Consider the following 13,991-nt stretch of genomic DNA (forward strand, 5'->3'; position numbering starts at 1 on the left):
CAGACATGGATAGCCAGGAAGCGAGCGCCAACGTGCAGGGCCTGCATTGCGGCAATGGCACGGCCGTAAACCTGCTCGACATTGCGTCCCGTACCGCACTGGTGCTGGAAACCAACAACCTTCGCGGTGGCAATGACGCCGTCCAGGCTGTAAGCAGCCTCAAGCGGCTGATCACTCGTTTTACCCAGCAGAGCGTTTCCCCCCGAATTCTTGCGCAGTGGGTCATCACACATGACGGCCTCGATCTTGCGGCGCGTGACGCCCTGCGCGCGCTGGCGGGACGGACACTGGATTTCGTCGAGATCGATACACAGACCGGCTATTACGACGCAAAGAATGTCGGCTTCGATCGTGTCGATCAGGCGCGCTGCGAGTACGTGGTATTTGCTGATGCCGACTGCTTGCCCGGCGCTGACTGGCTGGAACACCTGCTCATGCCCTTCACGCAGGCCAATGCGCCCGTTGCGGTCGCCGGACGAACCAGTTACGCGCCTGGCGTCACGGGCAGCGCGTTAACGGCCATAGATTTCATGTATTTCCCCAGCCCGTTGCGCAAGGGGGCAACGCGTAATTTCTATGCCAACAACGTGGCATTTCGCTGTGGGACTTTTGAAGCGCACCGCTATGAGCCGCTTGGCGGCGTGTACCGCGCGCATTGTCAGGTGATGGGGCTGCGTATGCAGGCAGCAGGCGTGGCGGTGACCTATGCGCCGCGCGCGCACACTGAACATCGCCTCCCGGACAGCCGGGGCGAGCTGGTCAAGCTGCGCTGGTTGCGCGGCGGCGACAGTGTCGGTCTGACCCCTTATCTGGTACGCGCCTACATGCCCGACTGGCTGCAATGGCTCGGGCGCAGTGGTCCCATCGGCCCGTTATGCGTCATGGTCGGTCGTCTCGGCTACAGCCTGAAAGCGCTTGATCATCAGGACCTTGAACCGTTGCGCGGCATGCGGCGGCTGGCGGCAACTGTTGTCGTGATCGGCATGTCGCTCCTGGACACCGCAGGGGCGGTAGTCCGGGGGTGCGGCATATCGGCTGGCCGGGCCAGCGCACGTCACAGTGAAGCGCTGTCCTATCACCGCAATCAGGATTGATCCGAGTCAGATCTCGCCATCGCACGCAGTGTGCGTGCTCACAGGAAGTCAGCATGAAACCCTTTTCCATCGCTTCACTTGGCTGCTCCATGATGTGCCTTGCAGTGCTGACGCTCAGTGGAGTGGCTCACGCTGCACCGTCCGAGTTCACAGGCCGCGGGGTCTATCACTTCGAATCAGACAGTGGCTGTGCAGCGGCCATCCCCAATCCGGACAAGATCTGCAATCGCGTGGCGCTGGACGTACCTGATGCCACCGCCAGCGTTGATGCCGAAAACCATACGATCCTGATTGCCTCCGAGGCCACACACGACAGCAAGACGGTGATCGGTGATGTACTTCTGCACGGCACAGGGCTTTCCGAGCAGGGCCAGCGTGTACCGCTCAGCCTGCATGTGCTGCTGCGCCGTTCAAAGACAAAGTGGAACACAGACACTTACGTCCACGCCCCGGTGCGCGGCAAGTTCAGCGATATCAGGCTTGATCCGTATCAGATCGCTGTGCGCGAAGGCACGCAAGAACGGGTGCTCTTCACCGCCGCGCAGGCCCACGATGTACTGGCGCAACCATCACTCGCAGCACGCGTGGCCAGCTATTTCATCGGGGTCCGCGCCAGCGACGAGAAAAATCCCAAGGCCGATGACATCACGATTGCGCTTGGGGTAGGCAAAGTATCCAAGTCGCTGCTGCGCGCCAGCTTTACCTCCGATCAACCGGGCACTGCCGACTTGAATACACTCCTGACCGGTGGCACCTGGAATATCAAGTTGCAGGCTCTGAGCAGTCAGATCCCGACGTGGGCAGTCCAACGCCAGTTGTTCATCTTCGGTCTGGAAGACAGCCCGCTGCTGGCAGACGTGCGCAAGCGTGGCTTCAACAAGCTCGACACCCTGGAACTGGGCGCTGTCGACGGCAAGGGCTACCTGCGCTACAACGGCACTGAAGAAAGTTTTCCTGCAGCCGCGACGTCAGGCGCAGCGTTCATGCGCGACAGCTTTATCGGCCTGATTCTGGCCTGGCATCGCAGTCCGCAGCTCGCACCATGACGGTAATCGAACACAGCATCAGCCCGTCTGACTTCGGTTGCCTGAAGGCGCCTCGAGCCCAGGGTCTGAGCGGGTTGCAGGCTCGGCTGGTAGACCGCCTCAAACGTGCTGCATTGCGACGCCTGCACCGCAGCCTACGTGGTGAACGCCTGTTGTTGCGCATGTATCTGGCCGGTGAAGACGCGACGGAGCGTGCACTGCTGGACGAACTGATGCCGCAATCGCCGCCGTGGCTGGAACGTCAGGTCGAGCAGCATCTGGCGGACGAGCGTCGGCACGTCACCTTGTTCACAGACGCCTTGTGTGCAATGGGTGATGACGGCACCATGCGAATGGAACCGGACTGGCTCAGTCGACGCAAGATCCAGCGCTGGCAACGTCTGGCGCATCGGTATGCAGGGCATTTTGAACACGGTTTGCTGGTGCCTGCCTATGCCACTGGACTGTGCGCCGAGCAGATGGCTGAGCGTGTGTTGAGTCGTCACTGCGCCGTCATCGGCACAAAACATAGCCTGCATCCGTTGCTGTCAAAGGTTCTGGCCGACGAGAAAGCCCATGTGCGCCTATGTGAAACCACCCTGCGACGCATCGTTGCCCCACATGAGCGTGCACAACTGGCCAGCCTGCTCAGGGACATCCGCGTGGTAGATGCCAGCTTTGGCGTGACCGGGGCACTGGCGATGTACGTTGCAGGCTGGGTGTTTGGCGGCGGGCGCAAGGCACATGGCGCTTTCGAATGAGCTCACGCATTTTATACCTCGCCACGGCCGACGCCCGTGGCCATCTGATGCGCGCTCAGTTGTTGGTCCATGCGCTGCGCAAGACCGGACATGAGGTCGAGGTGCTGACCACGTCGGAACAGGGACAGCATTTTCTCCAGCGTTTCGGCATCAACGCACCGATGCTGTCACCGCACTATGCGGTGCAGTTCGACAGCGAGCAGAACATGCTGCGCAAGGCGACCAACCGCAACGTCGCGCATTATCTGTTCCGCCCCGGCCGCATGCTGCGCGACATTCTGCAATTACGACGCCTGTTGCGTGACAGGGATCTGGTGATCAACGACTCCTTCCACCCGGCGCTCTTGTACATGGGCATGCTGCCCGGCTGGCGGCGCAAGGTGGTGCATGTTTATGGCGCAAGTCTGAAGGTTGCGTTGCTCAATAATTTCGAGGGCATGTGGCCGCCGCAATTCGGACGATTGTTCGGCTGGATTGTCGATCGTCAGATAAACGCCGCACGCGCCTGCATCGAGCACGATTTTGCCTACGGTCCTGGCGAGCCACAGACCACGACGCTTCATCGCCTGCCAACCCCTGTCGCGCTGGCATGTACGCTGGCGGATGAAGCAGACAACCTCGCGACCGTCTACCTCAACCCGCACTTCAGCGAGCCCGCCCTGGCCGACGCCTTGAGCGCGGGCCTGACCGAGGCAGGCCTGAATACGCATCGGGTGGGGGAAGGATACGCCGGGCGTGCCGGCTGGCTGGCCATCGACCCGGACTGGGCAAGCCGCTCGGCGCAGGCTCAACTGATGGTCTCGGCACCGGGCATGGCTGCCCTATCGATCGCACTCGTCTACCAGCGGCCGATCATTCTGGTGGTCAGCGACCAGCCCGAACAGTCAAGCAACGCCCGGCGTGCAGCTCAACTGGGCTTGCTGCATCGTGTGGTCGCCTGGCGTGGCAATGCCGCCGAGTTTCAACATCAAGTGGCCGAGGCCGCCCGACAATTGTGTGCGTCGACCTCGCCTGATGACTCCGGCGCAGGCAGCAGCGCACGTGCTCAGAGCAGGATCGACGCTTGGGTCGATTGCCTGTCCAGCCTATGAAACCTTCATTCTGGCCTGCCCGTCGCCTGAACCAAGGTCCCGACTATCGTCAGGCGCTCGTGGCACTGGTTGGGCTGCTGTCCGGACTGAGTGTCTTCATTGGCGTGGAACGCTTCATCGTGCCGCGCTACTACTGGGTCACTCCGGTCGATCAATGGATTCCGTTTATTGCACATTCCTGGTGGCTGTACGCGCTGTTCTTCCCGTACGTACTTCTGGCAGCGGCCTACGCCAGCGCCGAGCGATTCAGAGCCTTCGGCACCGCGACCGCAATGGCCTTCGGTGTGGCCCTGGTCTGCTTCTGGCTGTTTCCCGAGATCGTGCCCAGACCCGAAGTCGACCTCATCGATAACGCGTTTCTGAAACAACGTATCAGCCGCCTCTGGCAACTGGACAGCGCCTCCAACGGCTGCCCCAGCCTGCATGTGGCGGTAACCTGTCTGGCCTGCCGGGCGCTCTGGGACCAACATCACAAATGGCTGATCGCAATCACCGGGCTGTTGATCTGTGTATCCACCCTGACCCTCAAGCAACATACGGTCATTGATGTGGCAGGCGGTGTAATGCTGGCTGTGGTATGTACCCTGCTCATCCAGCGACAAGGAGGCAATGCCCGTGTCCGCAACTGAATCACGTGCCGGCAACAATGTGGCGCTGAAAGCCTTCATGCCGCCTGCCGAGCTGTTGGTGGTAAAACCCTGGATCAGCCTGCTGGCGCTACTGGCCGACTGGGGGCTGATTGCGGTGGCGTTCGTATGTGCCGCGCTGTGGCCACACCCCGTGACATATCTGCTGGCAGCGGTGGTGATCGCTCGCAGCCAGCTGGCGCTGGCGGTGATCATGCATGAGAGTGCTCACGGTGTGTTGTTGCCTCGACAGCTAACGAATGACGTGGTCGGGCAACTGTGTGCCGCAGGTCCTCTGTTCCTTTCAATGCAGACCTACCGCGCCGGGCATTTGAAACATCACCTGCGGCCCATGCAACATGACGACCCGGTGGTGGCCGTATTTGGTCTGGGGGATTATCCGCTGCCACGGGACAAGCTGGCCAGGCGGTTGCTGGCGGACCTGTGCGCAGTGGGTTATTTCATTAGTGCATTCAGATTTGCTCGCGGCGACTACCGAGCAATCATGCCCAAGGTCGATAAGTCACGTCGGCAGGCTGTTCTGGAAATCCTGTCCATGCTGGTCAGCAATGGACTGCTGTTGGGCCTGCTGGTCTGGTCAGGGCATGCGCTTCTCTACTTGGGCCTGTGGCTGCTGCCCGCCATCACCTTGCTGCCATTGATGGGCCGGATAAGAGCCATCATGGAGCACGCTGGTCTGCCGGCCTGTGATGATCAGAGTCAGAACGCGCGCAGCATCGTGCGTCCGAACTGGCAGACCTTCATCGTGGGTCCGCATGCCATTCATTACCACATCGAGCATCACCTCTTCGTACGCATGCCCTTCTATCATTTGCGACGCGTGCATGAAGAGCTGGCTGCCCGGCGACTTGTGCCGGACAGCAATTTGTACGACGGCTACGGCGGGGTATTGCGTGACGTCAGCTACCCCGCACGGCAGTCGCCTGCAGCCTGACACCGCAGGGCGTCAAAGCACGCTCAGCGGGTATTCGACGATCACCCGCACCTCATCCAGATCCGATTCGAACGCGGTCGCCCGGGTCGTGGCCTGACGCACGCGTACTGACAGGTCTTTCATGGTGCCGGTCTGCACGATGTATTTGGCTTCGATGTTGCGCTCCCAGCGTTTCTGGTCGGTCAGCGGGTTGCCCTGCGCGTCGCGGCGCATGTAGGTGCTGTTGGCATTGGAGTAATCGGCATGGGTGCCTTTGCCGTAACGGGTCATGAACGTCAGGCCCGGCACGCCGTAGGTGGTCATGTCCAGGTTGTAAGTGACCATCCACGAGCGTTCTTTCGGTGAGTTGAAGTCGCTGTACTGAATGGAGTTGGCCAGATAGATCGAGTCGGACAGTCTCAGGTAATCGAAGTCGTCGTCGCCCTGGTTGCGTTGATGGGAAACCGCCAGGCTGTGTGCGCCGTATTTCAGGCCGACACTGGCACTCCAGATGTCGTTGTCGAACTCGCCGAGCAGGCGCTTGCCTTCGTCGGTCGCGTTGTAATAGTTCAGGCTGCTGGTCATGGACAGGTCGCTGGTGATCGGCAGCACGTAGGAAGCCGAGCCGTATTTCTGATCCCAGGCATCCTTCAACCGGCTGGTGTACAGCGAAAGGTTCAGTCTGTCGGTGGCTTCATAGTCCCCGCCGAAGTACGCGAGCCAGGGCGAGTCGACCGGCCCGGCGTAAAACGTGGAAAAGCCTTCTTTCATGTCACTGGATGCAGGCTGGCTCATCCCGTTGAGGCGACCACCCTGCACAGTCAGGCCTTTGATGCTGGTGTTACTGGCAGTCACGCCGCGAAAGCTTTCCGGCAGCAGACGCGCATCACCGTAGGCGACCACTGGCGTCACTGGAAACACATCGCCGACATGAACCACGGTGTCAAAAGCTCTGGCTTTCAGTGCGCCGCCGACTTTGGTGTATTCGTCGCGGGCGTTGCCATCCGAATCGACAGGCATCACCGAGAACGGCGTCTGCAGGCCGTTTCGGCCGTCGCCCGTGTCCAGCTTGATGCCGACCATGGCGAACGCATCGAGGCCGACGCCGATGGTGCCCTGGGTGAAGCCCGACTCGAAACGCCCCATGATGCCGTGCGCCCAGCCTTCGGAGTAGCCGCTGCCCGTCGGGCTCGACTCGCCATTGCGGTGGTCACGGTTCATGTAGAAGTTTCGGTTGAGGATATTGAGCGTGCTGCCTTCGACAAACCCTTCTTTCTGCTCTTCTGCGAAGGCGGCAAAGGGTGTCATCCCGGCGAGGGTCGAACACAAGGCGAGGGAAAGTCTTTTACGTTGATTCATGTGCGCTCCGTTCATTTGGCAGATCGGGTAAACGTGTCGACCTGGCATGTTGTTATAAATAGACGGCTGCCAGTGAGGCACAATCTTGAAGAGGCGGAGATAACACGAAGATGACGAGAAGATTACAAATCCGAAAGAAACGCTACTTGCACTAAAATCAGAATAACACTTCAGAAATACGAAACTAATACAATATGCCAACTGGCATATTGTGCTTTTTAAAAAAGCAAAAAAAAGCGCCCCGAAGGACGCTTAAACATTCGCCTCAACCAAAGGAGCCGGAAAGCTGCCAAAGGCGAACAAGGGTGCTGCTCATTGCAAACCAAACGCGTTAGCCTTCAGTCTTGTCGGACTTGTCAGACTTGGATTTCTCATCCGAGTTGACGTACTGCTCACCCTGCTTGGCGGCCTGACGCTCCTGGAAACGCTGCTCCTGGGCCATGCGCATCTTGTCTGCAGCGGTGCTTGCGAATTCGTTGCCGTCGTCGGCAAAGGCGCTTGTAAACGACAAGGCGGCGACTGCAAAGACCATCGATTTAATCAGTTTCATCTTCATTTCCTCTTCTCTCGTTAATGTCTGGACCCTGCGTTGCGCTGGGCGCTTTGCAGGAATGTGCCCATCTTACGAGCGAGTACCTAACAGGAAGGTGAGCGGAACATGACAAATTTGTCATAAATAAAAAACATCAAAAAAACCGGGTAATCTCCAAACTTACAAAAACGTAATTATTCAGTAACGTTCGCGTTAACCCTCGACCGTTACATTGAACTCACTTTCAAACAACGGAGAACACGAACATGCGTACTACTGCTAAATCCCTGCTGCTGGCCCTGGCGATTCTTTCCCCTCTGAGCGCTTTTGCTTACACCTCAGACGAAGTCAAGGCAGAAACCCTGATCAAGGATCACCAGGCCGCCGTGCAAAAATATGCAACCCGCGCTAACAAGCCGATGCCGGAAATCAAGGAATACCATTACGGGATGCACCTGGATGTCGCGAAAGTCATCCGCAAGTCGCCGGACGTCAAGACCTGCAGCGTGATGCCGAAACTGATGACTTACCAGGATTCCAAAGGCGATCTGAACACCGTTCAGTACCAGGTTCTCAGCGGCTGCCGTAACAGCCAATGATTCCAGACATGCCAGGAGGCCACCCCGATACATTGAACCCAACGCTCCACCCACCATCAGCCCGGACCCCAGTCCGGGCTGATTTTTTTGCGTCTGTTTCCCCTGCGCAGGGCTCCGTCTCCTGCCGTCACTCCGTCTGATTGCCGCGCTTTTTTGCAACATGCAGGTCGTTGCGTGGTCAACGCAAACCCCAATTGTGTTTGGGGCAATGTGCCTGAACCGCTGCCCGGTCCATCACACTCTGCCTGGGTGTAGCTCTGCCACGCCGCAATTGAAACTGGATACACGGACTCTGGAATGACGGATGCTTGAACTTGTTGCTGCCTTTATCTGCCTCACTTCGCTGCTGACCTATGTGAACTTCCGCTTCATCGGTCTGCCGCCCACTATCGGCGTGATGGTCACTGCGCTGATGTTTTCGCTGATCTTGCAGGGCCTGAGCCTGATGGGCTTTCCGGGTCTGGAAAATCGCGTTCAGGAACTGATCGGCCAGATCGACTTCGGTGATCTGCTGATGAACTGGATGCTGTCCTTCCTGCTGTTTGCGGGCGCACTGCACGTCAACCTGGCGGACCTGCGCAGCTACCGCTGGCCTATCGGGCTGTTGGCAACGTTCGGCGTGTTGATCGCAACCACCGTGATCGGCGCACTGGCGTACTGGATCTTTGCCCTGTTCGGCTGGCACGTCAGCCCGCTCTACTGCCTGCTGTTCGGCGCACTGATTTCGCCGACCGACCCCATCGCGGTACTGGGCGTGTTGCGGACCGCCAATGCCTCGAAGCCGCTGAAAACCACCATTGTCGGCGAGAGTCTGTTCAACGACGGCACGGCGGTTGTGGTGTTCACGGTGTTGCTGGGCATCGCGCAACTGGGTGAAACCCCGACCGTCGGTGAAACGGCCATGCTGTTTATGCACGAAGCCGTGGGCGGCGTGCTGTTCGGCGGCCTGATCGGCTATGCCGTGTACCTGATGATCAAGAGCATCGAGCAGTATCAGATCGAGGTCATGCTGACCCTGGCATTGGTCATCGGTGGATCGGCGATGGCGTCGGAGCTGCACGTTTCCGGCCCTATCGCGATGGTCGTGGCTGGGCTGATCATCGGCAACCTGGGACGCAATCTGGCGATGAACGACATGACCCGTCGTTACATGGACGGTTTCTGGGAATTGCTGGATGACATGCTCAACGCCATGTTGTTCGCGCTGATCGGCATGGAGCTGTTGCTGCTGCCGTTTTCGTGGCAGCACCTGACTGCCGCGAGCCTGCTGGCCGTGGCGATTCTGCTGTCGAGGTTTGTCACCGTGGCACCGGCGATTCTGCTGCTGCGTCGCTGGCGTTCTGTGCCTCAGGGCACCATACGTATTCTGACCTGGGGTGGTTTGCGTGGCGGTGTTTCCGTTGCGCTGGCACTGGCCCTGCCGACCGGGCCGGAACGCGATCTGCTGCTGAGCATTACCTACATCGTGGTGCTGCTGTCGATCCTGTTGCAGGGCCTGACCATCGGCAAACTGGTCAAGGCCGTCACGCGGGAGCCGCAGGTGAAGGACTCGGCGCACTGAGTGAGTCGCAATCGGTTGCGTAGCCTCAAGCGCTGCGCGCCGTATTGAACAGGGTCATCGCCATGGCGCGTCGGTAATCGCTCGGCGTCTGGCCCGTCTCGACGCGAAAGTGCCGGTTGAAGTTGGAGAGGTTGGCATAGCCGACCTCGAAGCAGATGTCCGACACCGACATGTCGGACTGCAACAGCAATCGGCAGGCGCGCTGAATTCTCAGTTTTCGCATCAGTTCGATGAAACCGTGGCCGGTGTTGCGTTTGAAGAAACGTGAAAATCCCGGATCGGTCATCTCCAGGCGCTGGGCGATCACCGACAGCCGAATGTCATTGGTCAACTCGCTCAACAGATAGTCGAACGCCTTGTTGATCCGCTCGGAGCTGCGCGCGTCCAGCGTCGGTGCATAGCAACTGCTGGCGAGCAGGTGAGCTTCCTGAGACGGAGCCTTGACCAGCGTGTTGATCAACTGCAGAAAAAGTATCAGCCGCTCCAGACCCTGCGCCGTACCGATGTCTTCCATCAACCGCGCCGCCTGTACCGCCGTGGCACCCGTGAACTCGATACCACGGCGTGCCTGCTCGAACAGACGCTGCAACTCGCCCAGTTCCGGCAGCGTCTTGCGCAACGCCAGCAGCGCAGCACCGTCGAACTGCAAGACCACGTCGCGCCCCGGCAGATGCTCGCCCAGCGCCAGATCACCTATCCAGTCATGGGGCAGGTCGGGACCGATCAGCGCGACATGCCCTGCGTCGAACCCGCCGATGTAATCGCCCGCCACCAGCTTGCCGCTGCCACGGCGGATCAGGTGAATCTCGAATTCAGGATGATGATTCCAGCGCGCCAGGGCGTAGGGATAGTCGTGCTCGTACCAGCGAAAACACTGGTCCGGTTCGGGAAGAATGACTTCCAGTTCGGCGGGACGCTGCTCGAAAAGAGCGGCTCGGCTGTCAGGCATTGCAGGCGCCTTTTATCGTTATGGGTGCTTCGTGCAGGCATCAACATACGCCTGCCTGATCCACTCTCGCTAGCGGTGATACCGACCGGCACTGATACTTTTTTGATTTCGGACGACCGGAGGACATTCGGTTAAAAAAGTATCGGAATGGCATCCGCAGTGCGTTTGTCCGGGTCCGGTTTGGCTGATGTAATCGGGTCTCCGCCGTGGCAGTTGCCTCCCGTAAAAGCAGCCTCGTTTCACGAACACCACGGCCAACAACAAAAACAATGACTCCCGCCATCAGCGGCGCGGAGTGGAGAGCACGACGATGAAGATGCACAAAGCGCTTTTCCTGTCTGCCGGTCTGTCCTTCGCCCTCGTCAGCCACGCGGCTGAGACCATCACCATCGCTACCGTTAACAACGGCGACATGATCCGCATGCAGCGCCTGTCGAGGATCTTCGAGCAGCAGCATCCTGACGTGAAGCTCAACTGGGTGGTGCTGGAGGAAAACGTACTGCGCCAGCGCCTGACCACCGACATTGCGACCCAGGGCGGCCAGTTCGATGTGCTGACCATCGGCACTTACGAAACCCCGTTGTGGGGCGCCAAGCAATGGCTTGAGCCGATTACCGGTCTGCCGCCTGAATACGACCTGCAGGACATTTTCCCGGCCGTGCGTCAGGGCCTGTCAGTGAAAGACACGCTATACGCCCTGCCGTTCTACGGCGAAAGCACCATCACCTACTACCGTACCGACCTGTTCAAGCAGGCCGGGCTGACCATGCCGGAGCACCCGACCTGGACGCAACTGGGCGAGTTTGCCGCCAAACTGCATCAGCCCGACAAAGGCCTGTACGGCATGTGCCTGCGCGGCAAGGCGGGCTGGGGCGAGAACATCGCACTGCTGAGCACCATGGCGAATGCCTTCGGCGCGCGCTGGTTCGACGAACAATGGAAGCCTGAACTGACAAGCCCGGAATGGACCAGAGCGGCAAACTTCTACGTCGACACCCTCAAGAAGTACGGCCCGCCCGGCGTGACCAGCAACGGCTTCAACGAAACGCTGGCCCTGTTCAACAGCGGCAAGTGTGCGCTGTGGGTGGACGCCAGCGTCGCGGGCTCGTTCACCACCGACAAGGAACAGAGCCGGGTCGTCGACAGCGTTGGCTTTGCGCCTGCCCCCACCGAAGTCACCGACAAGGGTTCGTCGTGGCTCTACGCGTGGTCGCTGGCAATTCCCGTCACCTCCACACATAAAGAGGCCGCCAAGGCGTTCATCACTTGGGCGACGTCCAAGGAATACATCCAGTTGGTGACCGAGAAAGACGGCATCAGCAACGTACCGCCAGGCACTCGTACTTCGACCTATAACGAGGCTTATCTAAAGGCTGCGCCGTTCGCCAAGGTGACCTTGCAGATGATGCAGCACGCCGATCCCGCGCATCCGTCCGCCAAACCGGTGCCTTACGTCGGCATTCAGTACGTGACCATCCCGGAATTCCAAGCCATTGGCACCTCGGTCGGCAAGCTGTTCACCGCAGCGTTGACCGGGCAGACCACGGTCGAACAGACCCTTGCCGCCGCCCAGACCGTCACTGAACGCGAGATGAAACGCGCCGGGTATCCCAAGTAATCCGACACACTCTCTGAAAGACGGATAACGAATCATGAAAAGACTGGAAGGTAAAAGCGCGCTCATCACCGGTTCTGCCCGTGGCATCGGCCGTACCTTTGCGCAGGCGTATATCCGCGAAGGTGCAACGGTCGCCATCGCCGACATCAATCTGCAACGTGCGCAAGCCACAGCAAACGAACTCGGGTTGAACGCCTATGCGGTCAGGATGGACGTGACCGATCAGGCGTCCATTGATCAGGCAATCGCTGCCGTGGTGGCGCAGACCGGCAAGCTGGACATCCTGATCAACAACGCTGCGCTGTTCGATCTGGCACCGATTGCCGACATCACCCGCGAGAGCTTCGAGCGTCTGTTCTCGATCAACGTCGGCGGTACGCTGTTCACCCTGCAGGCGGCTGCCCGACAGATGATCGCCCAGGGACATGGCGGCAGGATCATCAACATGGCCAGTCAGGCGGGACGTCGAGGTGAAGCACTGGTCGGTGTGTACTGCGCGACCAAGGCTGCCGTGATCAGCCTGACCCAGTCGGCCGGTCTGGACCTGATCAAACATCGCATCAACGTCAACGCCATCGCGCCCGGCGTGGTGGACGGCGAGCACTGGGACGGCGTCGATGCGTTGTTCGCCCGTTACGAAAACCGCCCGCTCGGTGAAAAGAAAAAGCTGGTCGGCGAACAGGTGCCCTTCGGGCGCATGGGCACGGCGGACGACCTGACCGGCATGGCGATTTTCCTCGCCTCGGCGGACAGCGAGTACGTGGTGGCGCAGACGTATAACGTGGATGGCGGCAACTGGATGAGCTGATCCTGTGAACAAAAGCCGGTCGCCACTTCCATTGGCGGGGCGATTGGCTAAGATGCCCGGACCGCACGTCGTGATCCGCGGCATCACCGAGGCACAGGAGCTGCAATGTCCACCGAAGAGGAGCTCGCCATTTCCGGCGGCACACCGATGATTCCCGATCAGCGTCGGGAGCTGATGCTGCGTCAGTTGCGCAAGCATCAGGTGCTCAGCGTGCATCAGTTGATGGAGATGTTCGATTGCTCGCACATGACCATCCGCCGAGACATCGCGTTGCTGGAGCAGGAAGGTCGTGCCTATTCGGTCACAGGCGGGGTGCGCATCGCCAGTCAGGTGCACAGCGAACCCAGCCATCAATCCAAGGCTGTGGTCGAGCTGCCGCACAAACAGGGCATGGCGCGGCTGGCGGCCGGTCTGCTGCATCCGGACATGACGATCTATCTGGACGCAGGCACCAGTACGCTGGAAATCGTGCCGCACATTGTTGCGCTGTCGGGTATGACGGTGGTCACCAATGACTTTGGCGTGGTGAACGCGCTGGCCGATGCCGGGCACGTGGACGTGATTCACACCGGCGGCCTGCTCGATCATCCGAACCGTTCAAGCGTCGGCGGGCTGGCGGCTGCGACCTTGCGGCAACTGGCAACGGACGTGGCGTTCATGTCCACCAGTTCATGGGATCTGCAGCGCGGGACCACGACGCCCTCGGCACTGAAAGTCGAGGTCAAGCAGGCTGCGATGCAATCCGCTTCGCAAACCGTACTGGTCGCGACCAGCTCCAAATACGGCACCTTTGGCATGTACAAGGTCGCCGCGCTGGACCAGTTCGACACCATCATCACCGACGCCGCCCTGGCCGAGGCTGCCGCCGACGGCATCCGCAAACAACGCATCGAACTGCTCCTCGCCCCGGTCGGCGGCAAGCGCTAGGTTCGTCCCGCCCTCACCTGCGCGTCGCCTTTGGAAGCGGACGCGGAGCGTCCCGAGATGCATTCCCACGCTGGAGCATGGGAACGATCAGCGTGAGGGCTGAAGCC

General features: G+C 59.9%; 14 protein-coding genes. 11 read left to right on the plus strand and 3 right to left on the minus strand.

Annotated elements, in window-relative coordinates:
• The first annotated feature begins 5 nt into the window (after positions 1-5).
• The 6 genes from AC0IXS_RS12605 to AC0IXS_RS12630 are packed head-to-tail and all read left to right on the plus strand — an operon-like array spanning position 6 to position 5,552.
• Positions 6-1,094, plus strand: a complete 1,089-nt coding sequence (locus AC0IXS_RS12605; RefSeq protein WP_081021712.1) for a glycosyltransferase family 2 protein — start codon at positions 6-8, stop codon at positions 1,092-1,094.
• 53 nt (positions 1,095-1,147) lie between these two features.
• Complete coding sequence (locus AC0IXS_RS12610) at positions 1,148-2,140, plus strand: hypothetical protein (protein ID WP_057408849.1); 993 nt, start codon at positions 1,148-1,150, stop codon at positions 2,138-2,140.
• Positions 2,137-2,880, plus strand: a complete 744-nt coding sequence (locus AC0IXS_RS12615) for a hypothetical protein (RefSeq protein WP_471824764.1) — start codon at positions 2,137-2,139, stop codon at positions 2,878-2,880. Before AC0IXS_RS12610 ends, AC0IXS_RS12615 begins: the two co-directional genes overlap by 4 nt.
• Positions 2,877-3,971, plus strand: a complete 1,095-nt coding sequence (locus tag AC0IXS_RS12620; protein ID WP_122668120.1) for a glycosyltransferase family protein — start codon at positions 2,877-2,879, stop codon at positions 3,969-3,971. The genes AC0IXS_RS12615 and AC0IXS_RS12620 overlap by 4 nt, the downstream gene beginning before the upstream one ends.
• Positions 3,968-4,600, plus strand: a complete 633-nt coding sequence (locus AC0IXS_RS12625) for a phosphatase PAP2 family protein (protein ID WP_057408852.1) — start codon at positions 3,968-3,970, stop codon at positions 4,598-4,600. The genes AC0IXS_RS12620 and AC0IXS_RS12625 overlap by 4 nt, the downstream gene beginning before the upstream one ends.
• Positions 4,587-5,552: a fatty acid desaturase family protein gene (locus AC0IXS_RS12630; RefSeq protein WP_057408863.1), complete on the plus strand. Its 966-nt coding sequence runs from the start codon at positions 4,587-4,589 to the stop codon at positions 5,550-5,552. The genes AC0IXS_RS12625 and AC0IXS_RS12630 overlap by 14 nt, the downstream gene beginning before the upstream one ends.
• A 12-nt stretch (positions 5,553-5,564) precedes the next feature.
• Here AC0IXS_RS12630 and AC0IXS_RS12635 read toward each other — a convergent pair whose 3' ends face one another.
• Complete coding sequence (locus AC0IXS_RS12635; RefSeq protein ID WP_122668121.1) at positions 5,565-6,890, minus strand: OprD family porin; 1,326 nt, start codon at positions 6,888-6,890, stop codon at positions 5,565-5,567.
• Positions 6,891-7,221: 331 nt separating this feature from the next.
• Entirely contained in the window at positions 7,222-7,446 is a 225-nt protein-coding gene (locus tag AC0IXS_RS12640) for a hypothetical protein (protein ID WP_029244148.1), read from the minus strand.
• A 242-nt stretch (positions 7,447-7,688) separates the two neighbouring features.
• Here AC0IXS_RS12640 and AC0IXS_RS12645 point away from each other — a divergent pair, with 242 nt between their 5' ends.
• Both AC0IXS_RS12645 and AC0IXS_RS12650 read left to right on the plus strand, forming a co-directional pair.
• Entirely contained in the window at positions 7,689-8,021 is a 333-nt protein-coding gene (locus tag AC0IXS_RS12645; RefSeq protein WP_004880266.1) for a DUF2790 domain-containing protein, read from the plus strand.
• A gap of 304 nt (positions 8,022-8,325) precedes the next feature.
• Positions 8,326-9,582, plus strand: coding sequence for a cation:proton antiporter (locus AC0IXS_RS12650; protein ID WP_029244149.1), 1,257 nt, complete (start codon positions 8,326-8,328; stop codon positions 9,580-9,582).
• A gap of 25 nt (positions 9,583-9,607) precedes the next feature.
• Here the strand turns inward: AC0IXS_RS12650 and AC0IXS_RS12655 are convergent, their stop codons facing one another.
• Entirely contained in the window at positions 9,608-10,531 is a 924-nt protein-coding gene (locus tag AC0IXS_RS12655) for a cupin domain-containing protein (RefSeq protein ID WP_471824768.1), read from the minus strand.
• Positions 10,532-10,841: 310 nt separating this feature from the next.
• Here AC0IXS_RS12655 and AC0IXS_RS12660 point away from each other — a divergent pair, with 310 nt between their 5' ends.
• The 3 genes from AC0IXS_RS12660 to AC0IXS_RS12670 all read left to right on the plus strand — a co-directional run bounded on the left by AC0IXS_RS12660 (position 10,842) and on the right by AC0IXS_RS12670 (position 13,884).
• A complete protein-coding gene (locus tag AC0IXS_RS12660) occupies positions 10,842-12,149 on the plus strand; it encodes an ABC transporter substrate-binding protein (protein WP_137202707.1) in 1,308 nt (435 codons plus the stop codon).
• A gap of 34 nt (positions 12,150-12,183) precedes the next feature.
• Positions 12,184-12,957: an L-iditol 2-dehydrogenase gene (locus AC0IXS_RS12665; protein ID WP_449117475.1), complete on the plus strand. Its 774-nt coding sequence runs from the start codon at positions 12,184-12,186 to the stop codon at positions 12,955-12,957.
• Between the two features lie 105 nt (positions 12,958-13,062).
• Positions 13,063-13,884, plus strand: coding sequence for a DeoR/GlpR family DNA-binding transcription regulator (locus AC0IXS_RS12670; protein WP_004880275.1), 822 nt, complete (start codon positions 13,063-13,065; stop codon positions 13,882-13,884).
• The last annotated feature ends 107 nt before the right edge of the window (positions 13,885-13,991 follow it).

Source organism: Pseudomonas sp. AC016 (genome assembly GCF_979253365.1).